Origin of the sequence: Microbacterium sp. F2, assembly GCF_052274505.1 — a bacterium.
Lineage (GTDB): Bacteria > Actinomycetota > Actinomycetes > Actinomycetales > Microbacteriaceae > Microbacterium.
The window spans coordinates 446978-470098 of sequence record NZ_JBNVBV010000002.1; the positions used below are offsets into that span (position 1 = coordinate 446978).

A 23121-nucleotide genomic window follows, 5' to 3' on the forward strand; every position below is an offset into this window, starting at 1 on the left:
TGTCCACAACCTGCTGCGGCGTCAAGTACTCACCCGGCACCAGGGTGGAACGATCCTCGTCTGTCTTCACCATGCTCTTCTCCGTCCCGGTCGACACGGCCACATTCCACAGTGGACCGTTTAGTGATTCACATTTCTGGAGTGAAGCACTAAAATAGTCACTAGTCAATGGATGTCGTAGACCGACTCGGGGAGGGAGGTGCCGGATGGGAAGCGTGCAGAAGTACAAGACGACGGAGGGGATGCGTTACCTCGTCCGGTATAAGAAGCCCGATGGCACCCACGCGAACAAGCGTGGGTTTCGCACCAAGTACGACGCGCAACAGTTCCTCGCGACCGTGTCGGTATCGATCGTCAGCAAGACCTACATCGACCCCAAGGATGCCCGCGTCACGATCGACCAGCTCTCCGAGGTGTGGCTGGCCGACCAGCAGGCGGTGTTGAAGCCATCAACCTTTCACGCCCTCGAATCCTCACACCGTGTGCACGTCATCCCCCGGTGGGGGAAGGTCTGGGTCGATCAGGTTCGGTACAGCGACGTTCGCGCCTGGGTCACCGAACTGGCCTCCCAACGCTCCGCGTCCACGACGATCCGCGCTCACGGGATCCTCGCTGCCGTCCTCGACATCGCGGTTCGGGACCGCCGCATCGCTGAGAATCCGGCGCGTGGGATCAAGCTCCCGAAGAAGCGACCCAAGCGGCGGGTATACCTCACCCACAGCCAAGTCGACCTCCTTGCCCGGCAGTCGCTGCATCCGGACCTTCTCTACTTCCTCGCCTACACCGGGCTGCGATGGGGCGAAGCGACCGCGCTCCGCGTCTCAGACGTCAACCTCGCGCGACGCCGGGTGACTGTCCAAGAGAACGCGGTGCTCGTCGGCGGCACCATCCACACCGGGTCACCGAAGACACACGCCACACGCTCCGTTCCCTACCCCGACTTCCTCGACGAACTCGTCCAGCTCGGACACACCCACAAGCACCCCGACGACTACCTCTTCGGAACAGGAAGCGAGCCGCTCCGACTACCGAACTCTCAAGACGGATGGTTCGCGGGGGCAGTCCGGCGAGCCATGCGCGCCGACCCGACCTTCCCCCGACTCACCCCACACGACCTCCGCCACACCGCGGCGAGTCTCGCGATCAGCGCCGGCGCCAATGTCAAGGCCATCCAACGGATGCTCGGCCATGCGTCTGCCGCCATGACGCTTGACACCTACGCCGACCTGTTCGACGACGACCTCGACTACGTCGCGCAAGCACTTAGCACCGCCCGGCACCACTCCGCGGTCCGGGTCCTCGAAGCCGGCGCCAGCCACCTCGCCAACATCCCGCCGTCCGCCGCAGGCATCGATCTCTCCTGACCCGAGGCGCCCGACGCCGGCTCGCACCAAGGGTCCAGCCTCAGCGAATGCTCGTTTCACGACGGATCTCGCGCGTCGTCCAAGGGCTTCGCGGCGCGGCGACGGCACACGGCCTCGATCACGGTTTTACCCACTCTTTACCCACGAGCCCGATTCGGGAACGAGAGAAGCCCCGCGATCCCTGTGTTTTCAAGGGTTCGCGGGGCTTCGGCGCTGGCGGTGACGGTGGGATTTGAACCCACGGTAGGGGGTTACCCTACACAACTTTTCGAGAGTTGCACCTTCGGCCGCTCGGACACGTCACCGCCGTCCAGTTTACGACACGCCGCTGCTCCGCAGAAATCCTGGTGACGACAGCATCCGGCATCCGCGAGCACCGTCGAAACCGCGCCGACATGAACCGGCGATAACGTCACCGGGAGCGAGCGTCGACATCCGTTGCGGCGCCAGAACGGAAGGGACAAGCGTGCACCTCCTCACCGCCGACATCCTTGTTCCGATGGATGCCTCCCGCAGCGTACTCACCGATGCCGGTGTGGCGATCGACGGCGACACCATCGTCGCCGTCGACGCTCGCGACGAGCTGGAGCGGCGATATCCGGATGCCGAGCACCGTCACCTCAGCGATCGACTTATGATGCCGGGGCTCATTAACGGCCACCACCACTCTGGGCTCCTGCGCGGAACCGCCGAGCACATGCCCGTGTACGAGTGGCTGCGCGTGCACATCGATCCCATGCATCGAGTTCTCCAGCCGGATGACGCGGCGGCAGCAGCCTGGCTCTGCTACGCCGAGGGACTCCTCTCAGGCACGACCACCGTCGTAGATATGTGGCGCTACATGGATCGGGCCGCCGCCGCCGCGGTCGAGCTCGGCAACCGACTCGTCACCGTCAACTACGTCGGCGAGCATCCCAACTTCGACTACTTCGACACCCTCGATGACAACGAACGGATGCTGCGCGAATGGACGGGCGCGGGCAGTGGTCGAATCATGCCATGGGTGGGCCTGGAGCATCCGTTCTACGCCGACGACGCCGGTCGCGCCCGTGCCGTCGCGATGGCGCGGGCCTACGGCACCGGCATCTACACGCACTGCAGCGAGTCCGACCTGGACGTGCAGATATTCGCGGAACGCACCGGGCTACGCCCGATGCATGCCCTCGAGCGCATGGGCTTCTTCGACACCCCCCGCGCCATGATCGCGCACGCAGTGTGGCTCGACACTGACGAGATCCGCCTGATCGCCGAGCGTGGTGTCGGGGTTTCACACAACCCCGTCAGCAACATGAAGCTCGCCAGCGGCATGGCCCCGATCGCAGAGATGCTGGCCGCGGGCGTGAATGTCGGCCTCGGCACCGACGGCGAGAAAGAGAACAACAACCTTGACATGTTCGAGGAAATGAAGGTCGCGTCCCTGCTCGGCAAGCTCCGAAAGATGGATGCCGCGGCCATGGACTCCTGGCAGGTGCTCGAGATGGCGACCGTCGGCGGTGCGCGCGCAATCGGCCAGGGCGACAGACTCGGTTCGCTCGAGCCAGGCAAGCAGGCCGACCTGATCACCATCCGTACTGACACACCCCGGATGACCCCGCTCCTTCCCGCGGGATCCCACGCGAATGTCCATCACAATCTCGTGCATGCGGTGCGCGGTGGTGACGTCGATCGGGTCGTCGTGGCCGGTCGCACGGTGGTCGCTGACGGCATCCTTACAACCGCCGACCTCGACACCCTCATCGCGAACGTGCGCGAGCGAGTTCCAGGGCTGTTCGCACGCCGCGCCGACTACCTCACGTCGGTCGGGGAACCCAGAGGCCTGTTCACTCAGTGACGGCCCTCTGCCAGGATGGCAAGGAGAGTATCGCGACCCGATCGGAGTGTCATGACCACGTTCGACCAGCTGCTGTCGGAGCAGATCGGCCACGAATTCGCCGCCAGCCAGCAGTACATCGCCATCGCCGTCTGGTACGACGACCACGACCTGCCGCAGCTCGCGCGTCACTTCTACCGCCAGTCGGTCGAAGAGCGCAACCACGCCATGATGCTCATCCAGTACCGCCTCGACCGCGACATGGGCGTGACCATCCCCGGTGTTCCCGCGGTGAAGACGGACTTCGCCGACCACGCCGAGCCCATTCGTCTCGCACTCGAGCAGGAGAAACGAGTGTCCTCGCAGATCGAAGCGCTGTTCGCCGCAGCTCGTGCCGAGAGCGACGGCCTCGGTGAACAGTCGATGCTCTGGTTCCTCAAGGAACAGGTCGAGGAGGTCGCGTCGATGACGACGCTCCTGAACATTGCCGAGCGCACGACGAACCTGTTCGACATCGAGAACTTCGTCGCTCGCGACATGCCGAACGGCGACTCGACCGAAGCTGACGCGCCGCCCGCTGCCGGCGGCGCCCTCTGATCTGAGCGACCCACCGTCGCGCAGGGCGCGTAGCGTGACGGTGTGGCATCTCACATGAGTCGGTCGCAGCGGCTCATCCTCACGATCGCGATCCTCGCGTCGTTCGTCGCGTTCCTCGACGGAACGCTCATCAACGTCGCCCTCCCCGCGATCGAAGACGACCTCGGCGGCGGCCTCACGACCCAGCAGTGGGTAGTGGATGCCTACCTCATCACCCTCGGATCGCTCATCCTGCTCGCCGGGTCGATCTCGGATGCCTTCGGCAGGCTGCTCGTGCTGCGCATCGGCCTCTACGGATTCGCCGCGGCATCCGTCGTCATCGCGATCGCGCCAGACCCCGCCATCCTGATCGTCGCCCGAGCGGTGCAGGGTGCAGCTGGCGCGTTCCTGGTCCCGAGCTCTCTGGCGCTCATCACCTCGCGCTTCGACGGCGCGATGCGCGGCCGGGCGATCGGCATCTGGACGGCCATGACCACCGGCGCCATGATCGTCGGGCCCCTCATCGGCGGCGTCTTCGTCGACTACCTGTCGTGGCGATTCGCGTTCGTCATCAACGTCGTACCGATCGGCATCACGCTGTGGCTCCTCCACACCCTCGGCGAGCGCGACGAGCGCCGCCCCGATGCGCGCATCGACTGGATCGGCGCCGCCCTGTGCACCTTCGGACTCGGCGGGGCGGTCTTCGCGCTGATCGAACAACCGAACCTCGGATGGGGATCGCCCGTGATCTGGGGGACGTTCGCGGCCGGCATCCTTCTGTTCGCGCTCTTCCTCTGGCGTCAGCGGTCGGCGACGGCGCCGATGTTGCCGCTTGACCTCTTCCGCATCCGCAACTTCTGGACTGGCAACATCGCGACCCTCTTCGTCTACGCGGCGCTCTCACTCAACGGCTTCGTCGTCACCGTGTACCTGCAGCAGCAAGCCGGCTTCTCTGCGACTCTCGCGGGGCTTGCGAGCCTGCCCTCAACCGTCATGATGGTGCTGCTGAGCGCGTCGATAGGGTCACTGTCCGACCGTTTCGGACCACGGATCTTCATGACCGTCGGACCGCTCGTGATGGCCGGCGGATCGCTGCTGCTTCTCACGGTCACCGACCCCGTCAACTACTGGCTCCAACTCCTTCCGGGGCTCATCCTCTTCGGACTTGGGCTTGCCATCACGGTCTCGCCCCTCACCGCGGCGATCCTCGGCGCGGTGGACCCTGCCCGATCGGGCATCGCATCGGCCATGAACAACGCGGTCGCAAGAATCGCCGGGCTTCTCGTCATCGCGACGCTCGCGACGATCGTCGCCGGGAGCCTCGATCTGGACGGATTCCACCGCGCCGCGATCGTCACCGCCGGACTCATGGTCGCGGGCGGCATCGTGTCTCTCCTCGGCATCCGGAACTCCGATGTCGCCTCAGCCGGCGGGGACCCGGCGCCCGCTACCGGGGCGTAACGTCGACCTGCCAGACTGTCCCCCATGAGCGTGATCGAGAACTCGAAAGTCACCGTCGTCGGCGCCGGCAGCGTCGGCTCCAGCGTCGCCTACGCCGCCCTCATCCGCGGCTCAGCCCGCCATGTCGCCCTCTACGACATCAATACCGCGAAGGTGGATGCCGAGGTTCTCGATCTCGCTCACGGCACCCTGTTCACCGGCACGAGCGACATCACCGGCGGCAGCGACATCTCGGTAGCCGCGGGTTCGCACGTCGTCGTGATCACCGCCGGCGCGAAGCAGAACCCGGGGCAGAGCCGCATCGAGCTTGCGGGCGTGAATGCCGGCATCCTGCGAAAGATGCTCCCCCAGCTGCTGGAGGTGGCCCCCGACGCGGTCTACGTCATCGTGACCAACCCGTGCGATGTGCTGACGGTGCTCGCCCAGGAGGAAACCGGGCTTCCTCCGGAGCGGCTGTTCGCGTCGGGAACCGTACTCGATACGTCTCGGCTGCGCTGGAAGCTCGCGCATCGAGCTGGTGTTGCCACCTCGAGCGTGCACGCCTACATCATCGGTGAGCACGGCGACACGGAGTTCGCCCTGTGGTCCCATGCGAGCATCGGCACGGTCCCGCTCCTGGAGTGGGAGTCGGAGGGCCACCCTCGAATGACGGTCGATGAGCTCGACGCGATCACCGTCGATGTTCGGGATGCCGCCTACAAGGTCATCCAGGGCAAGGGCGCGACCAATTACGCGATCGGACTCTCGTCGGCGCGCATCATCGAGGCCATCCTGGGTGACGAGAACGCCGTCTTGCCCGTCAGCACGGTGCTGCAGGACTTCCACGGCATCGACGGGGTGGCGCTCTCGGTGCCCTCGATCGTCAATTCCCGCGGTGCGTTCCCGATCCGCCAGACGCCGTTCTCCCCGAACGAACTCGCACTGCTGCGCCGGTCGGCAGATGCCCTTCGCGAGGTGGCGACCTCGCTGCGCTGACCTGGATCGGGCGCTCCCGCAGGCGTAGCTAACTCCTCACGATCGGCGGAACTTCGGCGACTCGGCACAGCAGGAGCGGGCCGATGGCGCCGGTCCTGCTGAGTTGGCGACGGATGCCGTGGCGGACCGATAGCGTGTGGTCAGCCCCACTGCGGAACGCGTCCGTGTGAGGAGAACCCGTGACCACCTACCTCCCACTGCCACGCCCGGGTGGCGACGCGGACACGATGCGCGTCCAGCATGGGCTCCTGCGCTACGTGCGCGAGGCGGCGGCGCTCGGGGCCCCGTTGCCCGGGGAACTGGAGTTGACGGCGCGCCTGGAGTGCAATCGCCAGCAACTGCGCAACGCGATGGCCCAGCTCGAGGCGCAGGGCATCGTGCGGCAACGGCAGGGGACGGTGACCACGGTCGATCCGATCGCCCTGCGCTTGAGCGTCCGCCTTGAGGAGCAGTTCGAACACACCGAGCTCCTCGACCGCCTCGACTATCGCGCCGAAGTGGAGGTGCTCGACTCCCGCACTCTGCCCCTCGGCGCGGAGATCGGTGCAGTGATGGAGCGGCCGGCAGACACCACCCGGCTGGCGGTTCGCAAGCGATGGTGGGCGGATGGTGCCGTCGCGATGATCGCCGATGACACCGTGCCGATTCCGGTCGAGCTCCCCGCGGATCTCGACCCTGTCCGCATCGGGGCTGGATGCCGCCTTCCTTCCACCGGAGCATGGCGGCCAGGGCCTGTCCTATGTGACGCTGGCGCACACCGTCCGCATCCTCGCCTCCCACCACCCCGCCGTCGCCACGGTCTGGCTCATGCACATCGGCGCAGCGCACGCGCTCGTGACGATGTCCGCTCCCGATGAGGCTGCCTTCTTCGCAGCCAAACTGCGCGCCGGCGAGCGCTTCGTCAACGCCCTCTCCGAACCCGCGGGCGGCAGGTTCTTCCTCGCACCCCAGCAGAACGCGACTCCCGCCGGCGAGAACTGGGTGCTCACCGGCCGCAAGGTGTTCGTCTCGGGCTCGGAGGCCGCAGACCACATGCTCGTCAACACGAGCATCGACGGGACCCCGGCCTTCTTCGGGGTGACGGTCGATGACAGCATCAGCTTCCCGCCCATCGACGAGACCGTCGGCATGCGCGCAACGCGCAGCCGCACTGTCCTTTTCGAGAACACGCCGCTGCTGGCATCCCGCCCGCCGACTATGCGAACCTCATCACCGTCGGATTCGCGATGCTCTCGGGGTCTGCCCCGAGTTTGGTTGACATCTGAACTGTGAGGATTCGTCCTCGCTGGAAGGATGTTCTTGTGGCAAAGCCCTATCCCCGAGAGTTCCGCGATGATGTCGTGGCCGTGGCCCGGAAGGGTCAGGCGCCGCTGGCGCAGATCGCGAAGGACTTCGGTATCTCCGAAGGCTCGTTGAGCAACTGGATGAAGCAGGCCGACGTCGAGGACGGCAAGCGTGCCGGCCTGACCGACGACGAGCGCAAGCAGCTGCGTGAGGCGAATAAGCGGATCCGGCTGTTGGAGCAGGAGAACGAGGTGCTGCGGCGGGCCGCGGCGTATCTGTCGCAGGCGAACCTGCCGGGAAAATAGTCTTCCCGCTCGTCCACGAGATGGCTGCGGCCGGTGCTCCCGTGAGGGTGCCGGTCGCGGTGGCGTTGCGGGTCCTCGGCCTGTCCAGGCAGGGGTACTACCAGTGGCTCAAAGACCCGGTCTCCCAGCGGGACTGGGACGACGCGCACCTGATCGATGTGCTCTACGACCTCCATGCCGACGACGTCACGCTCGGCTACAGGTTCCTCACCGATGAGCTCGAGAGCGAGCACGGGATCTCCGCGAGCGAGAACCGGGTGCACCGACTCTGCCGGATCGCGGGCATCCACGCGTCGCACCACCGCAAGCGCAGCAAACCCGGCAGCACGGGACCTGCGCCGCATGATGACCTCCTCGCGGTCGTCGACGAGCACGGCGTCATCCGGCACGAGTTCATCGCCGACGGGCCGAACAAGGTCTGGCTCTGGGACATCTCGGAACACCCGACCAGAGAAGGCAAACTCTACATCTGCGCGATCAAAGACGTCTGGTCGAACAAGATCGTCGGTTACTCCATCGACACCCGCATGAAGTCATCTCTCGCCCGCGCGGCGATGCGCAACGCGATCGCGTTGCGCTCACCTGACGGCACGATCTGCCACTCCGACAGAGGCGGCCAGTTCCGCGCGAAACGCACCCAGAACCTGCTCCGCAACAACGGGCTCGTCGGCTCCATGGGCAGATCCTACGGCGCCGGGGACAACGCGAGTATGGAGAGCTTCTTCAGTCTCCTCCAGAAGAACGTACTCAACACGAGACGCTGGGACACCCGCGCCGATCTCCGCCTCGCGATGGTCACCTGGATCGAAACGAAGTACAACCGCCGACTATGCGAACCTCATCACCGTCGGATTCGCGATGCTCTCGATCGGCATCGCCGAGTCTGCGATGGATGCCTACGCTGCCGCCGCCCGAAAGAGCAAAGGCGGCGCCCCGTCACAGTCCGAGAACCAGTGGGTGCAGATGGAGACCGGCATGCTGTGGACGCAGCTGCAGGCAGCACGCCTGTTCGCGGAGCGCGTCGCGTGGCTCGCCGACGAGCGTTCCGAGGAGGCCATGCCCGCCGCCGCCGAATCGAAGATGCTCGCGAACGAGGTCGCCAAGCAGGCTGCAGCGGAGGCACTCCGGGTCGGCGGTGGCGGGAGTTTCCTGCTGAGCTCGCCGATTCAGCGGATCTTCCGCGACGCCCAGGCCGGAGCCCTCATGGCGTACTCGGTGCCCCTGGCCCAGCAGGTCGTCGGCGAGGCCGTCCTCACCGCCGACTGACCCGCGGCATGCGTCACGAACTCCTCAATCCTGGCGGCCCTCCCGCCCAGGGCGCTGGTTCCCGGGCTTGGCCGCAGCGGGTGTGAGGAGTTGGCTCCGGGCGGGGTGGCCGCCCCGTCCGGGGCAGCGACAGAGCCACCCGGCGCGCACCAGCGCGGGCCGGCGTCGCCAACTCCTCAAGAACGCCACATCTCCGGCCTCGGTCATGCCGGCTTGGGCCCGTGCCGGTCGGATGTGAGGAGTTAGCCACAGGGCAGGGCGCGCCGGGTGGCGGTGTCGGATGCCGCGGCTAGCCTGATCGCATGGCCAAACGTCCGACCACCGCTGCTCCCTACCGGTGCACCGAGTGCGGCTGGACAACGGTCAAGTGGGTCGGCCGCTGCGGCGAGTGCCAGCAGTGGGGCACGGTGGTCGAAGCCGCCGAACAGACCGGGATCGTGCGGACACTCACCCCCACGGCGCCGAGCGCCGATCGCGCTGCGCAACCGATCACGCGGGTCTCGGCATCCGACGCGCCCCGCCGAACGACAGGCATCGGCGAGTTCGACCGCGTGCTCGGCGGCGGTCTGGTCCCGGGTGCCGCAATCCTGCTCTCCGGCGAGCCCGGCGTCGGCAAGTCGACACTGCTGCTGGATGTCGCGGCGCACTCCGCGGCATCCGGTCACCGCGTTCTTTATGCGAGCGCCGAGGAGTCCGTCGCGCAGGTCAGGCTGCGGGCCTCGCGCACCGGGGCCCTGCACGACGAGCTCTACCTCGCGAGCGAAACCGACCTCGCGACCATTCTCGGCAACGTCGACGACGTGCAGCCGAGCCTCCTGATCGTCGATTCGGTGCAAACCGTTTCGTCGGCGATGCACGAGGGGGCGGCGGGCCATCCGTCGCAGGTGCGTGAGGTGGCGTCGACACTCATCCGGGTCGCGAAGGAACGGGGCCTGCCGGTCATCATCGTGGGGCACGTGACCAAGGACGGCTCGATCGCCGGCCCCCGCATCCTGGAACACCTCGTCGATGTCGTCTGCCACTTCGAGGGCGACCGCCAAAGCTCGCTGCGCTTCGTTCGTGCCCTCAAGAACCGCTTCGGCCCGACAGACGAGGTCGGATGCTTCGACATGACCGGCGACGGCATCCAAGAGGTCGCCGACCCCAGCGCGCTATTCCTCGGGCACGGCGATCCGGTAGCGGGAACCTGCGTCACGATCGCGATGGAAGGGCGCCGGGCCCTTCCCGTCGAAGTGCAGGCGCTCACGATCAAAACCTCGGCACCGAACCCCCGGCGGATCGTCAACGGCGTCGAGGCCTCACGCGTAGCCATGGTTCTCGCGGTGCTCGAACGGCGAGCTGGCGTGATCGTCAGCGACCACGATGTGTACGTGTCGACCGTCGGCGGGGTGCGGCTGGCCGAGCCCGCGGCAGACCTCGCCATTGCGGTCGCCGTTGCCAACGCTGTCAGTGAGACTGCGCTTGCCAAGGGGACCGCAGCGATCGGCGAGCTCAGCCTCGCTGGCGAGATCAGACCCGTGATGCAAGCGGCCCAGCGGCGGGCAGAGGCTGAGCGTCTCGGCTACCGCACGGTCGTGGATGCGGCATCCAAGAATCTGCGCGGCGCACTCGGGGACTTGAGTCTGCATACGGTGCGGCCGGGCCGGCGACCCGGCTCCGAGCGCTCCGACGATGGACCAGGTTTCTAGCTGCCGGCCGGGTTAGTCCTCGATCCGGACCTCGAGGGCGGCAAGCACATCGGCTGGGCTCGCCTGCATCGGATGAGGCCCCGCCAGGTCGAAGAAGACTGTGGTGATCTCGTCGCGGTGCGCCTGTAGAAAGGTCTTGAGGCTTGCCGGCGGCATCAGCGCGACCGCCGGGGGAAGGGTCGCCGGCTTGTTTGCCGCGTCGCTGAACAGAAGGAGAGCAACCTGGCCGGTGTTCGGGTCGCGAAAGGTCCACACCTCACCGACGTCGAGCGGATTGTCGCGCTGCCCCGGCTTCATGAGCGGCACCACTGTCGGACCGTGCCGCAGGGCAAAAGCAACAGCTGCGACATCCTGCGTCTGAAGCGCATCAGCCAATTGCGTGTTGCGGAACTCCAGCGGCTTCGCGCCCTTCTTCCCAGCCATCCTTCCAGGGTAGATGACCCCACCGGCAGGCTCCCGGCGTGCGGTCGGCGTCAGTAGAGGAAGAACTGCTTGGTCTGGTCCGAGGCGATGCCGCCGATCTCCACAGCGAGGTGGTACGACGCACCACCAGCGCCTGCTGACGGGCGCGACTCGGCGTCGCACGTGCTCACGGATGAGCGGGTGCGGTCCCACGTCAGCGGTGTCGCGCTGTCGACTGTCTGGCCAGCCTCCAGCGTCACGATCATGTCACTCGGGTCGGTCTGACAGTCTGTCGAACGCCACCACGTGTCGCTCCCACTGGTGATCGTGAACGACTGCGTCGTGGTTCCGACATTGATCGTGCACGAGGCATCCGAGGTGTTCGTGAGCCGGATCGACAGCTGGGGGTTCTGACCCGAGGCGTACTCGTCCTGGTCGGTGAGTGCCTCAACGGTCACGTCTCCGCGCGTGCACGTCGGGGGCGCGGTCTCCAGGGGGCCGGGGTCGGTGGTCGCCGCAGCCTCGGGTGCTGACGAGTCAGTCGGGGCGGGCGTTGTCGCGGTCGGGGCCGGGCTGACGGATAACGTGCGGGTCGGCTTGGGACCGGCATCCGGCTGCGCCGCGCTCGACCACGGTTGGGCGACGAACAACCAGACAATCGCGGCGATGATCGCGATCAGTGCGAGCAGCACGACGAGGCGCCGCCGACGGTACACGCCCGGGGACGGGCGGCGACGCGGTGGCTGGCTGCTCATGCATCCAGGGTAGGCGCGGGGCCGCGCGACGCCGGATCGGCGCGCCTCAGTCGAAGGTCTTCAGCATCCGCGTGTTGCCAAGGGTGTTGGGCTTCACATGGGCGAGGTCCAGGAACTCGGCGACACCCTCGTCAGGCGAGCGGATGAGCTGTGAGTACACGTCCGGGTCGACGACCTGCTCGCCGATCACCTCGAAACCACGGGCCGAGAAGAACTCCACCTCGAAGGTCAGGCAGAACAGGCGTCGCAGCCCGAGCGCACGCGCGTTCTCTTCCAGACGGTCGACGATCGCTCGGCCGACGCCGTGATGCAGCCACTCGTCAGCGACGATGAGAGTGCGGATCTCGCCGAGGTCGTCCCACATGACGTGCAGCGCACCACACCCGATAAGTCGGCCATCGGCATCCTCGGCAACGGTGAACTGCTGCACCGACTCGAACAGCACCACGAGGTCTTTGCCCAGGAGAACTCGTCGCTGCACCCAGGGTTCGAGGAGAGCCTGGATCGCGCGAACGTCCGCCGTTCGTGCCGGTCGGACGCTGAATTCGGTCATCCCCCCAGCCTAGAGCGCGAACTCTCCAAGGAATCTGCCAGGCGCACCCCCTTCCCTGACTGACCGGCGCGGCGGATGATCGAGGTAGCACCACCGATCGCGCGGTGATGTCAAGCCCCCACCGTTTCGCCCGGTGCGGGTGGACCCTTCAGGAGCAGTTCCCTTCAACGGGAGGATCCACCATGGTCCCCACGACATCCACGCCCACGCCCGCTGCCCCGCCCCGCGCCAGCGCGCCGCCGGTCGAATCGGTCGTTCTCATCGGCCCCACCACGTACGAAGTGCACCGAGCCGATCGGATCGTGGGTTACATCGACATCGTCGGCGGCGTCTATGTCGCCCTCGCCGGCCCCCGGTACGACCATGCGGTCGAGGTGCGGCAGTCGATCGTCCTCGACACAGCGGTAGCGGCGCTCCTCGCGCCTTCCCTGGCGGCTTGAGCGAACGACGAGGGGGACGGATGCCGAAGCATCCGTCCCCCTCAGCTTGCGCCGGGATCAGTCCGAGGTGATCGCCAGGTCAGGCGTGATCGAGATGTCGCCGCCCGAGATCACACCGACCGCGACCTTCTCACCGCGGGGGCCGTGCTCGAACAGGAACTGGCCGTTCTCGGCATCCACCTTCACGTGGTCACCGGGGTTCAGTTCGCCGTGCAGGATCTTCTCGCTCAGCTGGTCCTCGATCTCGTGCTGCATCGCGCGACGCAGCGGGCGAGCACCGAGGGCCGGGTCGAACCCGACCTCGATGAGGCGGTCCTTCGCGGCCAGCGACAGCTCGATCGTCATGTCGCGGTCAAGGAGCCGCTCGCCGAGGCGCTTCGTGAACAGATCCACGATCTGGCGCAGTTCGTCCTTGTCGAGCTGGGGGAACACGATGATGTCATCGACGCGGTTCAGGAACTCGGGCTTGAAGTGGCGCTTGAGCTCCTCGTTCACCTTGCCCTTCATCCGCTCGTACGACGTCGAGGTGTCACCCTCGACCTGGAACCCGACCGGGCCGCCGGCGATCGCCTGCGAACCGAGGTTCGTGGTCATGATGATGACGGTGTTCTTGAAGTCCACAACGCGTCCCTGACCATCGGTCAACCGGCCCTCTTCGAGGATCTGCAGGAGCGAGTTGAAGATGTCGGGGTGGGCCTTCTCGATCTCGTCGAACAGCACGACCGAGAACGGCTTGCGACGCACCTTCTCGGTGAGCTGGCCGCCCTCTTCGAAGCCGACGAATCCGGGAGGGGCACCGAACAGACGCGAAACGGTGTGCTTCTCGCCGAACTCACTCATGTCGAGCGAGATCAGGGCACCTTCATCGTCGAACAGGAACTCGGCGAGTGCCTTGGCGAGCTCCGTCTTTCCGACACCGGTCGGACCGGCGAAGATGAACGAGCCGCTCGGACGCTTCGGGTCCTTCAGCCCCGCCCGCTGACGACGGATCGTCTTGGATAGAGCGGCGATCGCCTCTTCCTGGCCGATGACGCGCTGGTGCAGCGCCTTCTCCATGAAGACGAGGCGGCTCGACTCCTCCTCGGTGAGCTTGAAGACGGGGATGCCGGTCGCCTGGGCGAGCACCTCGGCGATCAGGCCCTCGTCGACGACGGCGGGCGACGAAACCTCACCCGAACGCCACTGCTTCTCAAGACGCAGCCGCTCGGCGAGCAGGCTCTTCTCCTCGTCGCGCAAGGATGCAGCCTTCTCGAAGTCCTGGTCCTCGGATGCAGCTTCCTTCTGCTCGCGGACCTTCGCGATCTTCTCGTCGAATTCGCGAAGCTCCGGCGGGCTCGACAGGATGCTCAGGCGCAGGCGTGCTCCAGCCTCATCGATCAGGTCGATGGCCTTGTCGGGCAGGAACCGGTCGCTGATGTAGCGGTCGGCGAGGTTCGCGGCCGCGACAATCGCGCCATCGGTGATCTGCACCTTGTGGTGCGCTTCGTAGCGGTCGCGCAGCCCCTTCAGGATGTTGATCGCGTGGGGCAGGCTCGGCTCGGCAACCTGGATCGGCTGGAAGCGGCGCTCGAGCGCAGCATCCTTCTCGAAGTGCTTGCGGTACTCATCCAGCGTCGTGGCACCGATGGTCTGCAGCTCACCGCGCGCGAGCAGAGGCTTCAGAATGGATGCCGCGTCGATCGCACCCTCGGCAGCACCGGCCCCGACGAGCGTGTGGATCTCGTCGATGAACACGATGATGTCGCCGCGGGTGCGGATCTCCTTCGTGACCTTCTTCAGGCGCTCCTCGAAGTCGCCGCGGTAGCGGGATCCGGCGATGAGCGAGCCGAGGTCCAGCGAGTAGAGCTGCTTGTCCTTCAGCGTCTCGGGGACATCGCCCTTCACGATCGCCTGCGCGAGGCCCTCGACGACGGCGGTCTTGCCGACGCCGGGCTCACCGATCAACACGGGGTTGTTCTTGGAGCGGCGCGACAGGATCTGCATGACCCGCTCGATCTCTTTCTCGCGCCCGATGACGGGGTCGAGCTTGTTGTCGCGCGCGGCCTGCGTGAGGTTGCGACCGAACTGGTCGAGCACCTGCGATCCGCCCTGAGCCGTTCCCTGGGCCTGCTCGCCAGCGCCCGTGGCGACACCCGCGGGCTCCTTGCCCTGGTAACCCGAAAGCAACTGGATGACCTGCTGGCGCACCTTGTTGAGGTCAGCGCCGAGCTTGACGAGCACCTGAGCGGCAACGCCCTCGCCCTCGCGGATGAGGCCAAGCAGGATGTGCTCGGTGCCGATGTAGTTGTGGCCGAGCTGCAGCGCCTCGCGCAGCGACAGCTCAAGGACCTTCTTGGCGCGCGGCGTGAACGGGATGTGGCCCGTCGGCTGCTGCTGGCCCTGGCCGATGATGTCTTGCACCTGCTCGCGAACGGCATCCAACGAAATACCGAGCGACTCGAGCGCCTTGGCAGCAACGCCCTCACCCTCGTGGATCAGACCCAGGAGGATGTGCTCGGTGCCGATGTAGTTGTGGTTGAGCATCTTCGCCTCTTCTTGGGCGAGCACAACCACGCGACGGGCACGGTCGGTGAATCTCTCGAACATCCGCTTACTCCTTCGGCCGGTGAGTCGCTGGATGCTGACCCACTGCTGGCGTCGTACATCGAGAGTAACGACGGAGCGGGAACGCTATGCCCGTGTTCGCCAGGGGCATACCGCATCCTCCTTCTCGCGCGGGCTGGCGATCCGGCCTCGCCGCAATCCCGACCGGCCCGCAGGTGCACGGGCGGTGAGAGGCCGCTACTTGACGGGAGCAGCATATCGTTTATCGTTATTAACGAAGAACGATAAGGAGTCTGCCCATCATGTCACAGGACACCCAACCCGGCCGCGTCGACCGGGGCACTATCCGGACGATCGCGGTACTGGCAGCCCTCATGGCACTCGTTCTGTGCGCGGGTCAGCTTGCGCGGGCGTTCGCAGTCCTCTTCTCTCCGGACATCACCCTCACTCTCCTTGCCGAAGCCCCGTTACCCATCACGCCGGATGCCGGGGTGACTGCAGCCTCGGTGGAATCGGCATCCGTGACCGCCGACTTCGCGCAGTCGGCGCGGCTACTGATGGCGGCGGGAAACGTCGCCTTCGCCGTGACGGCACTGATCGTGGGCGCGGCGGCGGCCTGGCTGCTGTGGGCCATCGCCTCGGGCATGCGCTTCCCGGTCACGCTGTATCGGTTCACGCTCGCGGCCGGATTCGCCCTCGCTCTCGGGCCACTGCTGGGGACCGCTGCGCAGGGGTTTGGATCGATGGAGGCTGCGCATACGACCAACGATGCCCTGGGCGGCATCCTGCTGGTGGGGTTCGGAATCGACGGGTGGGGGTTCACCATTCCCCTCGTCGGGTTCGCCGTCCTCGCCCTCGGCTACGTGTTCCAGGCGATGCGCCGGATGCAGCGTGACACCGAGGGACTGGTGTGAGCCCCGCCGAAGCCGAAGACGACGGACCGAGCGGCATCCACTGTCGCCTCGATGAGTTGCTCACCGAACGCGGGATGACGCTCACGCGGTTGTCGGAGCTTGTCGGCGTCTCGATAGTGAACCTCTCGATCCTCAAGAACGATCGCGCTCGCGCGATCCGGTACTCGACACTGTCGGCGATCTGCCACGCGCTGGATTGCGAGGTCGGTGACCTCCTCGTCCGCGCCGACGGCTCGGACTAGGCATCCGCGTCGTCTCCACCCCCGCTCCGCTGTCACAGATCGCAGCCGGACTGGCTCGCAGACCGCACTCTGTGACAGTCGAACCCCGTACCTGAATCAGGAAGTCGCGCTCAGGGCGGCGCGGACTCGCGCGATCAGGGCGCGAGGCGTGACGAACAGATCCCGACGTGTCACCCGGATGATCCGCCAGCCCTCGTCGGCGAGGAGTTCGTAGCGTTCTAGGTCGGCGTGCCACTGAGCCGCCTCGACCCGGTGGTGGTCGCCCTCGTACTCAATTCCCACCCGCTCGTGAAGAAAAGCGAGGTCGAGCGCGACATCGCGCTGGGCGGTGAGGCTGACACGGGCGTTGAGCTCTGGCTCCGGCAAACCTCCATCCACGAGAGTCAGCCGGAGCCATGTCTCGGTCCGAGAAGCCGATCGGGAGCGGATCCTCGGCAACGCAGCACGCAACGCGCCGACACCAACCCGACGCCCCGCAACGACGAGCGCTTCCAGGTCCGCAACCGTGGCGAGCGGTGAGCCTCCGTGAGCCAGACGCCAGTCCCGAACGATCGCATCGCCGAGTGCCACCAGGTCGTAGGGGTGGAGACTCGCCGCCAGCGACGTCCAGGTGCTCGCGGCATCCAGGAGACGCATCCGATTCGCTGGGTGCTCGACAACGGTCACGAGTGAAGAGCGGAGCTGGTGGCCGGAAACGCCCTGTCCTCGGGGAAGCCGTCGAGGCGCCAGCACGCCAACATCAACGCATGTTTGGCGCATGGCTCGCGGTGGCAGCGGCAGACTCCACAACGCAGCGCTCGTGAGATGGCTAAAGAACTCATGCTCTCCCATCCGGGTCGCAAAGCACTCGGCGTTCTCTCGGATCAGGGCCGCGGGATCGCCATCGGGTTCACTCGCGTGCGGGAGACTTCGGACACCGTAGAAGGGCCGATCCAGGTCCGTAGACCGGAGTCGCGAAGCCCTAAGTCCGTGCTTGCGCGCGTCCTCGACGGAGAACGTTCGACCCAAGGCTGCTGGAATTTCGATGAGCCCCATGCCGAAAGGCTGCACCACCGTGTCGCCTCACAAACCCCGCGGCGGTCATCTGTGAGCAGTCGATGGCCTATCCACAAGCATCCACGCGGCTTCGACTGTCACAGAATGCACGCGCCGACGCCTGAACACGACAATCTGTGACAGCGGAACCGTGGGGAGGGCGCGAACGGATGCCGCCCACGGGGGCGCGGGGGTCAGTCGCTGGTGCCGTAGATCGGGATCGTGCTGTCGAGGGAGTCGCCGCTCAGCACGAGCTGAACGTCGGAAACGCCCGACAGACCGTCGGCGAAGCCGAAGTTCGTGCGCGGCGCCATGTCCATCGTGCACGCCTGGTTTGCCGGCGGCTCCTGGAACGTGACCGTCACCTCGGCTTCCGCGGTGACCTCACTCGTCTCGACGACCGGCACGCAGCTCGACGACCCCCAGGTGAGGATGACAAACTGGCCCTGCTGCTGAGTCCATCCCGCGGTCGGTTCGTAGTCCGTCGAACCACCCGGGCCGGCGAGGCCTGAGACTCCAGGAAGTGTCACATCGCCGTAGTAGCCCTCGCCGGTAGCCCAGATCACGAGGTCCTGGGACGGGTCGACCCCCTCGGGCACCTGCACGAGCGTCGCGCGCGGTGCGAGGTCCGCGGTACAGGGCTGGTCGGCATCCGGCAGAGAGAGCTCGACAGCGAGCGCGCCGTCCTGATTGATCTCGGCGCTCTCGGCAACGGGCACGCAGCTGCTGGATCCGGTGGTCACGAGCGCGATGATTCGGCCGTCGTCGAGCCAGGCGGCGTTCACGTCGGTCTCCTGCCCGGCGGGGGCATCGGAACTGCTGAGGCACCCGGTGAGGCCGAGCGCGGCAACCGCGCCGAGGACGAGGGATGCAAGGACACGGCGTTTCATGAGGCTCCTTGGTGCGGCGCTGCTACTGGAGTGCAGAAGTGAGCCGGGCGAGATTATCCAACACCGTGGACCTGAGTGGTTGCTTCAACCATTCCTCGAGGGTGAGTTCGCGGCTGAGGGATCGGTATTCGGCCTCAACGCGGCGCATATCGGCGACGAATTCCTCGCCGCGCACCATCATCGAGATCTCCATGTTGAGGCCGAAGGAGCGCATGTCCATGTTGCTCGAGCCGATGACGGCGACATCGTCGTCGATCGTGAGGCTCTTCGAATGCAGGATGAAGGGCTTCTTGTACATCCAGATCTTCACGCCTGCACGGAGGAGGGCTTCGTAATAGCTGCGCTGGGCGTGGTACACCATCGCCTGATCGCCCTCTTCCGAGACGAACAGTTCGACGTGGATGCCGCGCTGGCAGGCGGTGACGAGCGAGAGCAGCAGCGACTCTTCGGGCACGAAGTAGGGGCTGACGACAATGATCTTCTCGCGCGCCGCGAATAGGAGTCCCATGAACAGCTTGAGGTTGTTCTGGTACTCGAAACCGGGACCGGACGGGACGATCTGGCAGTCGAGGTTGCCGCCCGAGTCAGGGACGGATGACAGATCGATCTGGTCGGTGAGGATCTCTCCGGTCTCGCTGTACCAGTCCGAGAGGAAAACGACGTCGATCGACGAGACGACCGGGCCTTCGACCCGCGCCATGAGGTCGACCCAGTGCAGGCCTCGCTTGATGTTCTTCTTCAGGTTGTAGGTCGAGTCGGTGACGTTCTGTGACCCGACGAAGGCGACCTTGCCATCGACGACCAGGAGTTTGCGGTGGTTTCGCAGGTCGGGTCGCTGCCACTTACCCTTGAGCGGTTGCACGGGCAGCATCAAATGCCACGCGGCACCCATGCGATCGAGCCGCCGCAGCGTCTTCTTGTAGAACGGCTTGCCGCGGTTGGCCCAGTGATCCAGCAGCACACGAACGGTGACGCCGCGCGCAGCGACCTCCTCGAGGGCTGCGAAAAAGTTGTCGGTCGATGCGTCGGTTTGCAGGATGTAGAACTCGACGTGCACGTAGCTCTGGGCGCCGCGAATGGCATCGGCCATAGCATCCAGGCTCGCCTGATACTCCGAGATAAGGGTGGCTTGGTTGTCACCGGTGAGCGGCATCGCTCCGAGGTTCGTGTTCAGATCGACAAGCCCCGTGAACCAGGCCGGCGCACCGGGTCGGAGCGTCCCGACCGCGATGCTCTCACCGTTCTCCCGCAATGCGGTATTGATCTGCTCCTGCTGCTGGCGCTTCTTTCGAGGCAGTCGCGGGTTCCCGATGAGCAGGAACAGCAACACACCGACGATCGGGATGAAGTAGATGGCAAGCAACCACGCCATCGCCGAGGTGGGGCGGCGATTGCGCGGGATCACGATGATCGCCGCGATACGGATGCTGAGGTCGAACAGGAAGAGCGCGAGGAGCCACCAGAACGCGATGTCGGGGAGGTCGACTGTCACATCGACATCTCCGCCGGACGTCAACGGCACAAGTCCTGCAAGCACCATGCGTCAGCTCCCTCCGCTGTGACGGTCTGACGCCAGCGTAGTGGGAACTCGGGCTATTGCTCGGTTGCAGCGGGCGCCGGCGGAAGCCCACGCGCCGCGCGTTCCTCGGCTTCGATGCGCGCATACTCGCGGCGCTCGTTGCGATCGGCACGGATGATGCTGCGCAGGACCCAGAAGAAGAGCGTCACTACAACGATGGTCGGCAGGATCGCCCACAGCGCTGCCACCCAGAAGTTGTCCACGCCTCCAGGATACGCGGCCCCCTCTCCCCAGGTTGCCCCGAGCCTCACCTATCCCCGTCCTGCCGGTGATCCTGCAACGCAACGCGGCGCCGCTCGCATGCTCATTCCCATGACTCCGATCATCCATGCGACCTCACCCGCCGAGTTCCTGACCGTCGTTCCTCGCCTCCTCGGGTTCGTTCCGCAGCGCAGTGTCGTTCTGGTGCCGTTCCGGCGTGGACGCAGTCGCGGCGCCCTGCGCCTCGACCTCCCGCCCGACGACGACCGCGCCGATGAGATCGCGGCGACCATGATGGGGCTCGTGTGCCGGGTACCCGAGGCCGACGGCTGCGCGATCGTCGTCTACGGCGAGACGGATGCCCCGGCCCGCGCCCTCGTCGAGGGGATCGAGCGTCGAGCCGAGGCGTGCGGTGTGGTGATCGTCGAGGCCCTGTGGGTAGCCGACCGGCGGTGGGGTTCGTATGCGACGTCGGACGCGGGTTCGGTTCCGTCAGCGGATGATCTGCCCTCGGGCCTCGGGGATGTCGCGGAGCCAGAAGCGAATCAGTTCGCCGGCGCCGATCTGGTCCCGCTCGATGCCGCACGATCGGACGCGGTCGAGAGTGCGTGCACGGCGCTCGATGCGGCCATCCGGGCACTGGTGCTCTCGGACGCGGACACTCCACAGGCCGATGCTGCGCGGATCGATCCCCGCGCCTTCGCGGCGGCATGCCTTCTCGATGACCTTCCGGCGTTCGTTGAACGGCTCTTGAGCGAGGATGCCGCGACTCTCGACCCGTTTGAGATCGCCGCTGTGGCGTGGGCACTGGGGAGGCCGTCGCTGCGCGACATCGCCCTTATCTGCTGGATCGACGGGATCGATGCCGGAGACGAGGCGGCCAATGCGCAGGCTCGCTGGGAAGACGGGGACGAGTACCCGAGCGAGATCGCGATGCGGCTGTGGGGCGAGGGCGCGAGGCCGTCACCTGAGCGACTGGGCCGCGCCCTGCTGCTCGCGCGCCTTGTCGCCAGCGCCGTTCCCGCATCTCGGCGTCCAGGCCCGCTTGCGGTTGCCGCGTGGTTCTCGTGGGCACTCGGCAGGTCGACGCACGCCGACCTCTTCGCCCAGCAGGCGACGGCGATCGAGCCCGAACATGGACTCGCTGAGATCGTGCGGTCGTTCGTAGGGGCCGGCCACCTGCCCGACTGGGCGTTCCGGCTGGATGAACCGGGGCGGTAACCGCGCGCCGGACTATTTCACAAGCGGGAAGAGGATGGTTTCGCGGATGCCGAGACCCGTGATCGCCATGAGCAGCCGGTCGATCCCCATCCCCATGCCACCGGTAGGCGGCATCCCGTGCTCGAGAGCGCGCAGGAACTCCTCATCGATCCGCATCGCCTCGTCGTCACCGCGCGCGGCAAGCTTGGCCTGCTCTTCGAAGCGCTGACGCTGGATGACGGGATCGACCAGCTCGGAGTATCCGGTGGCCAACTCGAAGCCGCGGACGTAGAGGTCCCACTTCTCGACGACACCGGGGATGGATCGGTGTTCGCGCACGAGCGGGCTCGTGTCGAGGGGGAAGTCCATGACGAACGTCGGACGCACGAGCGTCGGCTTGACGAAGTGCTCCCAGAGCTCTTCGACGAGCTTTCCGGGAATCGGATGCGAGGGCACGTCGACCCCGAAGCGCTCGGCGATCGCGGTGAGATCGGCAAGGGGAGTCGCGGCGTCGACGCGAGGGGCAGCATCCGTGCCCTCCCAGGCGGCGGCGAGCGCGTCGTTGAGCGAGTCGTACATCGACAACCGATCCCACTGACCGCCGAGGTCATAGACGGTCCCGTCGGCCCAGGTGACCTCGGTCGAGCCGGTGACGGCGATCGCGGCGTTCTGGATGAGCTCTTGCGTGAGGTCGGCGATCCCGTTGTAGTCACTGTAGGCCTGGTAGGCCTCGAGCATCGCGAACTCGGGGCTATGGGTCGAGTCCGCTCCCTCGTTGCGGAAGTTGCGGTTGATCTCGAAGACGCGGTCGATGCCGCCGACCACGGCGCGCTTGAGGAACAGCTCAGGCGCGATCCGCAGGTACAGCTCGGTGTCGAACGCGTTCGAGTGGGTGACGAAGGGCCGAGCTGACGCCCCACCGTGCTGCACCTGCAGCATCGGGGTCTCGACTTCGACGAAGCCGTGAGCGGCGAATGTGTCGCGCAGGCTCCGGTTGACGCCAGCGCGGGCAAGCACCGTCTGGCGCGCCTGATCGCGGGCGATGAGGTCGAGGTAGCGGCTGCGGACGCGGCTCTCTTCGCTCAGTTCCGCGTACAGGTTCGGCAGGGGCAGCAGCGCCTTCGCGGCGATCGTCCACTCGGCCACCATGATCGACAGCTCACCCCGGCGGCTCGAGATCACCTCACCCGTCACGGCGACGTGGTCGCCCAGGTCGACGAGTTCCTTCCACCGCTGCAGCGATTCCTCACCCACGGCGGCAAGCGAAACCATCGCCTGGATGCGGCTGCCGTCGCCCGCCTGGAGCGCGGCAAAGCACAGCTTCCCGGTGTTACGGCTGAAGACGACCCGACCCGCAACCGACACGGTCTCGCCCGTCTCGTCACCTGCCTCAAGATGGGCGAAGCGTTCGCGAACCTCAGCGACGGTTGCGGTCACCGGCACACTCACCGGATAGGCGCCGCCCGCGGCATCCGTGCGCTCGGCCAGCAGCCGCTCGCGCTTTGCCAGCCGCACCGCCTTCTGCTCGAAGACGTCCTCGTCGGATGCTTCGGGGGCGGCGTCCGCGGGCACGGCGGCAGGCGTGTCGGTCATGAGGGGGGCTCCTTGAAAATCGTCGCCCAGTCTATCGGCGGGCC

Annotated in this window: 22 protein-coding genes, 1 tRNA gene and 1 pseudogene; 14 read left to right on the forward strand and 10 right to left on the reverse strand. The window is 66.4% G+C overall.

Annotated features, from left to right (window positions below):
- Positions 1–206: 206 nt before the first annotated feature.
- A complete protein-coding gene (locus ACQVDU_RS07240) occupies positions 207–1364 on the forward strand; it encodes a tyrosine-type recombinase/integrase (RefSeq protein ID WP_443476700.1) in 1158 nt (385 codons plus the stop codon).
- 214 nt (positions 1365–1578) lie between these two features.
- On the opposite strand, the gene ACQVDU_RS07245 is transcribed toward ACQVDU_RS07240, so the two are convergent.
- Positions 1579–1669: transfer RNA gene (locus tag ACQVDU_RS07245), tRNA-Ser, on the reverse strand.
- Positions 1670–1830: 161 nt separating this feature from the next.
- Here ACQVDU_RS07245 and ACQVDU_RS07250 point away from each other — a divergent pair.
- The 9 genes and pseudogenes from ACQVDU_RS07250 (at position 1831) to radA (ending at position 10729) form a co-directional block, all read left to right on the forward strand.
- A complete protein-coding gene (locus tag ACQVDU_RS07250) occupies positions 1831–3195 on the forward strand; it encodes an amidohydrolase family protein (RefSeq protein WP_363497550.1) in 1365 nt (454 codons plus the stop codon).
- Between the two features lie 51 nt (positions 3196–3246).
- Positions 3247–3771: a ferritin gene (locus ACQVDU_RS07255; protein ID WP_443476701.1), complete on the forward strand. Its 525-nt coding sequence runs from the start codon at positions 3247–3249 to the stop codon at positions 3769–3771.
- A gap of 42 nt (positions 3772–3813) precedes the next feature.
- Complete coding sequence (locus ACQVDU_RS07260) at positions 3814–5211, forward strand: MFS transporter (RefSeq protein WP_443476702.1); 1398 nt, start codon at positions 3814–3816, stop codon at positions 5209–5211.
- 24 nt (positions 5212–5235) lie between these two features.
- Positions 5236–6186, forward strand: coding sequence for an L-lactate dehydrogenase (locus ACQVDU_RS07265; protein ID WP_300591512.1), 951 nt, complete (start codon positions 5236–5238; stop codon positions 6184–6186).
- A 179-nt stretch (positions 6187–6365) separates the two neighbouring features.
- On the forward strand, positions 6366–7043 hold the full coding sequence (locus ACQVDU_RS07270; protein ID WP_300591513.1) for a GntR family transcriptional regulator: 678 nt from the start codon (positions 6366–6368) through the stop codon (positions 7041–7043).
- A complete protein-coding gene (locus tag ACQVDU_RS07275) occupies positions 6994–7458 on the forward strand; it encodes an acyl-CoA dehydrogenase family protein (protein WP_443476703.1) in 465 nt (154 codons plus the stop codon). Before ACQVDU_RS07270 ends, ACQVDU_RS07275 begins: the two co-directional genes overlap by 50 nt.
- Positions 7459–7487: 29 nt before the next feature.
- A pseudogene (locus ACQVDU_RS07280) lies at positions 7488–8602 on the forward strand (IS3 family transposase); the annotation flags it as partial.
- 31 nt (positions 8603–8633) lie between these two features.
- Complete coding sequence (locus ACQVDU_RS07285; RefSeq protein ID WP_300591515.1) at positions 8634–9041, forward strand: acyl-CoA dehydrogenase family protein; 408 nt, start codon at positions 8634–8636, stop codon at positions 9039–9041.
- A 302-nt stretch (positions 9042–9343) separates the two neighbouring features.
- Complete coding sequence (gene radA, locus ACQVDU_RS07290) at positions 9344–10729, forward strand: DNA repair protein RadA (RefSeq protein ID WP_300591516.1); 1386 nt, start codon at positions 9344–9346, stop codon at positions 10727–10729.
- A 12-nt stretch (positions 10730–10741) separates the two neighbouring features.
- Here radA and ACQVDU_RS07295 read toward each other — a convergent pair whose 3' ends face one another.
- The 3 genes from ACQVDU_RS07295 to ACQVDU_RS07305 are packed head-to-tail and all read right to left on the reverse strand — an operon-like array spanning position 10742 to position 12439.
- The gene (locus tag ACQVDU_RS07295) at positions 10742–11152 is read right to left on the reverse strand and encodes a dehydrogenase (protein WP_300591517.1); all 411 of its coding nucleotides are present in this window, start codon (positions 11150–11152) and stop codon (positions 10742–10744) included.
- A gap of 50 nt (positions 11153–11202) precedes the next feature.
- A complete protein-coding gene (locus ACQVDU_RS07300) occupies positions 11203–11886 on the reverse strand; it encodes a hypothetical protein (protein WP_300591518.1) in 684 nt (227 codons plus the stop codon).
- A 46-nt stretch (positions 11887–11932) separates the two neighbouring features.
- The gene (locus tag ACQVDU_RS07305) at positions 11933–12439 is read right to left on the reverse strand and encodes an amino-acid N-acetyltransferase (RefSeq protein ID WP_292732458.1); all 507 of its coding nucleotides are present in this window, start codon (positions 12437–12439) and stop codon (positions 11933–11935) included.
- Between the two features lie 182 nt (positions 12440–12621).
- On the opposite strand from ACQVDU_RS07305, the gene ACQVDU_RS07310 reads away from it, so the two are divergent.
- Positions 12622–12879, forward strand: a complete 258-nt coding sequence (locus ACQVDU_RS07310; RefSeq protein WP_300591519.1) for a hypothetical protein — start codon at positions 12622–12624, stop codon at positions 12877–12879.
- 57 nt (positions 12880–12936) lie between these two features.
- On the opposite strand, the gene ACQVDU_RS07315 is transcribed toward ACQVDU_RS07310, so the two are convergent.
- The gene (locus ACQVDU_RS07315; protein ID WP_300591520.1) at positions 12937–15465 is read right to left on the reverse strand and encodes an ATP-dependent Clp protease ATP-binding subunit; all 2529 of its coding nucleotides are present in this window, start codon (positions 15463–15465) and stop codon (positions 12937–12939) included.
- A 260-nt stretch (positions 15466–15725) separates the two neighbouring features.
- Here ACQVDU_RS07315 and ACQVDU_RS07320 point away from each other — a divergent pair, with 260 nt between their 5' ends.
- Together ACQVDU_RS07320 and ACQVDU_RS07325 are read left to right on the forward strand one after the other, a co-directional pair.
- Positions 15726–16337 carry a hypothetical protein gene (locus ACQVDU_RS07320; protein ID WP_300591521.1) on the forward strand — a complete coding sequence of 204 codons (612 nt, stop codon included), beginning with the start codon at positions 15726–15728 and terminating at the stop codon, positions 16335–16337.
- On the forward strand, positions 16334–16579 hold the full coding sequence (locus ACQVDU_RS07325; RefSeq protein ID WP_300591522.1) for a helix-turn-helix domain-containing protein: 246 nt from the start codon (positions 16334–16336) through the stop codon (positions 16577–16579). The genes ACQVDU_RS07320 and ACQVDU_RS07325 overlap by 4 nt, the downstream gene beginning before the upstream one ends.
- 96 nt (positions 16580–16675) lie before the next feature.
- On the opposite strand, the gene ACQVDU_RS07330 is transcribed toward ACQVDU_RS07325, so the two are convergent.
- From ACQVDU_RS07330 to ACQVDU_RS07345, 4 genes are all read right to left on the reverse strand, one after another.
- On the reverse strand, positions 16676–17245 hold the full coding sequence (locus tag ACQVDU_RS07330; protein WP_300591523.1) for a hypothetical protein: 570 nt from the start codon (positions 17243–17245) through the stop codon (positions 16676–16678).
- 563 nt (positions 17246–17808) lie between these two features.
- Positions 17809–18504 carry a hypothetical protein gene (locus ACQVDU_RS07335; protein WP_300591524.1) on the reverse strand — a complete coding sequence of 232 codons (696 nt, stop codon included), beginning with the start codon at positions 18502–18504 and terminating at the stop codon, positions 17809–17811.
- A 22-nt stretch (positions 18505–18526) separates the two neighbouring features.
- Complete coding sequence (gene cls / locus ACQVDU_RS07340) at positions 18527–20044, reverse strand: cardiolipin synthase (protein WP_300591525.1); 1518 nt, start codon at positions 20042–20044, stop codon at positions 18527–18529.
- A 53-nt stretch (positions 20045–20097) separates the two neighbouring features.
- Positions 20098–20286 (reverse strand): hypothetical protein, encoded by a 189-nt coding sequence (locus ACQVDU_RS07345; protein WP_300591526.1) that lies wholly within the window; start codon positions 20284–20286, stop codon positions 20098–20100.
- A 109-nt stretch (positions 20287–20395) separates the two neighbouring features.
- On the opposite strand from ACQVDU_RS07345, the gene ACQVDU_RS07350 reads away from it, so the two are divergent.
- The gene (locus tag ACQVDU_RS07350; protein WP_300591527.1) at positions 20396–21505 is read left to right on the forward strand and encodes a DUF4192 domain-containing protein; all 1110 of its coding nucleotides are present in this window, start codon (positions 20396–20398) and stop codon (positions 21503–21505) included.
- A 12-nt stretch (positions 21506–21517) separates the two neighbouring features.
- On the opposite strand, the gene lysS is transcribed toward ACQVDU_RS07350, so the two are convergent.
- Positions 21518–23077 carry a lysine--tRNA ligase gene (gene lysS, locus ACQVDU_RS07355; RefSeq protein WP_443476704.1) on the reverse strand — a complete coding sequence of 520 codons (1560 nt, stop codon included), beginning with the start codon at positions 23075–23077 and terminating at the stop codon, positions 21518–21520.
- Positions 23078–23121 lie beyond the last annotated feature (44 nt).

Coding starts and splice junctions, on each gene's coding strand:
- ACQVDU_RS07240 (WP_443476700.1), top strand. CDS start 207: ATGGGAAGCGTGCAGAAGTACAAGACGACGGAGGGGATGCGTTACCTC.
- ACQVDU_RS07255 (WP_443476701.1), top strand. CDS start 3,247: ATGACCACGTTCGACCAGCTGCTGTCGGAGCAGATCGGCCACGAATTC.
- ACQVDU_RS07265 (WP_300591512.1), top strand. CDS start 5,236: ATGAGCGTGATCGAGAACTCGAAAGTCACCGTCGTCGGCGCCGGCAGC.
- ACQVDU_RS07275 (WP_443476703.1), top strand. CDS start 6,994: ATGCACATCGGCGCAGCGCACGCGCTCGTGACGATGTCCGCTCCCGAT.
- ACQVDU_RS07285 (WP_300591515.1), top strand. CDS start 8,634: ATGCTCTCGATCGGCATCGCCGAGTCTGCGATGGATGCCTACGCTGCC.
- radA (WP_300591516.1), top strand. CDS start 9,344: ATGGCCAAACGTCCGACCACCGCTGCTCCCTACCGGTGCACCGAGTGC.
- ACQVDU_RS07295 (WP_300591517.1), bottom strand. CDS start 11,152: ATGGCTGGGAAGAAGGGCGCGAAGCCGCTGGAGTTCCGCAACACGCAA.
- ACQVDU_RS07300 (WP_300591518.1), bottom strand. CDS start 11,886: ATGAGCAGCCAGCCACCGCGTCGCCGCCCGTCCCCGGGCGTGTACCGT.
- ACQVDU_RS07305 (WP_292732458.1), bottom strand. CDS start 12,439: ATGACCGAATTCAGCGTCCGACCGGCACGAACGGCGGACGTTCGCGCG.
- ACQVDU_RS07310 (WP_300591519.1), top strand. CDS start 12,622: ATGGTCCCCACGACATCCACGCCCACGCCCGCTGCCCCGCCCCGCGCC.
- ACQVDU_RS07315 (WP_300591520.1), bottom strand. CDS start 15,465: ATGTTCGAGAGATTCACCGACCGTGCCCGTCGCGTGGTTGTGCTCGCC.
- ACQVDU_RS07320 (WP_300591521.1), top strand. CDS start 15,726: ATGTCACAGGACACCCAACCCGGCCGCGTCGACCGGGGCACTATCCGG.
- ACQVDU_RS07335 (WP_300591524.1), bottom strand. CDS start 18,504: ATGAAACGCCGTGTCCTTGCATCCCTCGTCCTCGGCGCGGTTGCCGCG.
- cls (WP_300591525.1), bottom strand. CDS start 20,044: ATGGTGCTTGCAGGACTTGTGCCGTTGACGTCCGGCGGAGATGTCGAT.
- ACQVDU_RS07350 (WP_300591527.1), top strand. CDS start 20,396: ATGACTCCGATCATCCATGCGACCTCACCCGCCGAGTTCCTGACCGTC.
- lysS (WP_443476704.1), bottom strand. CDS start 23,077: ATGACCGACACGCCTGCCGCCGTGCCCGCGGACGCCGCCCCCGAAGCA.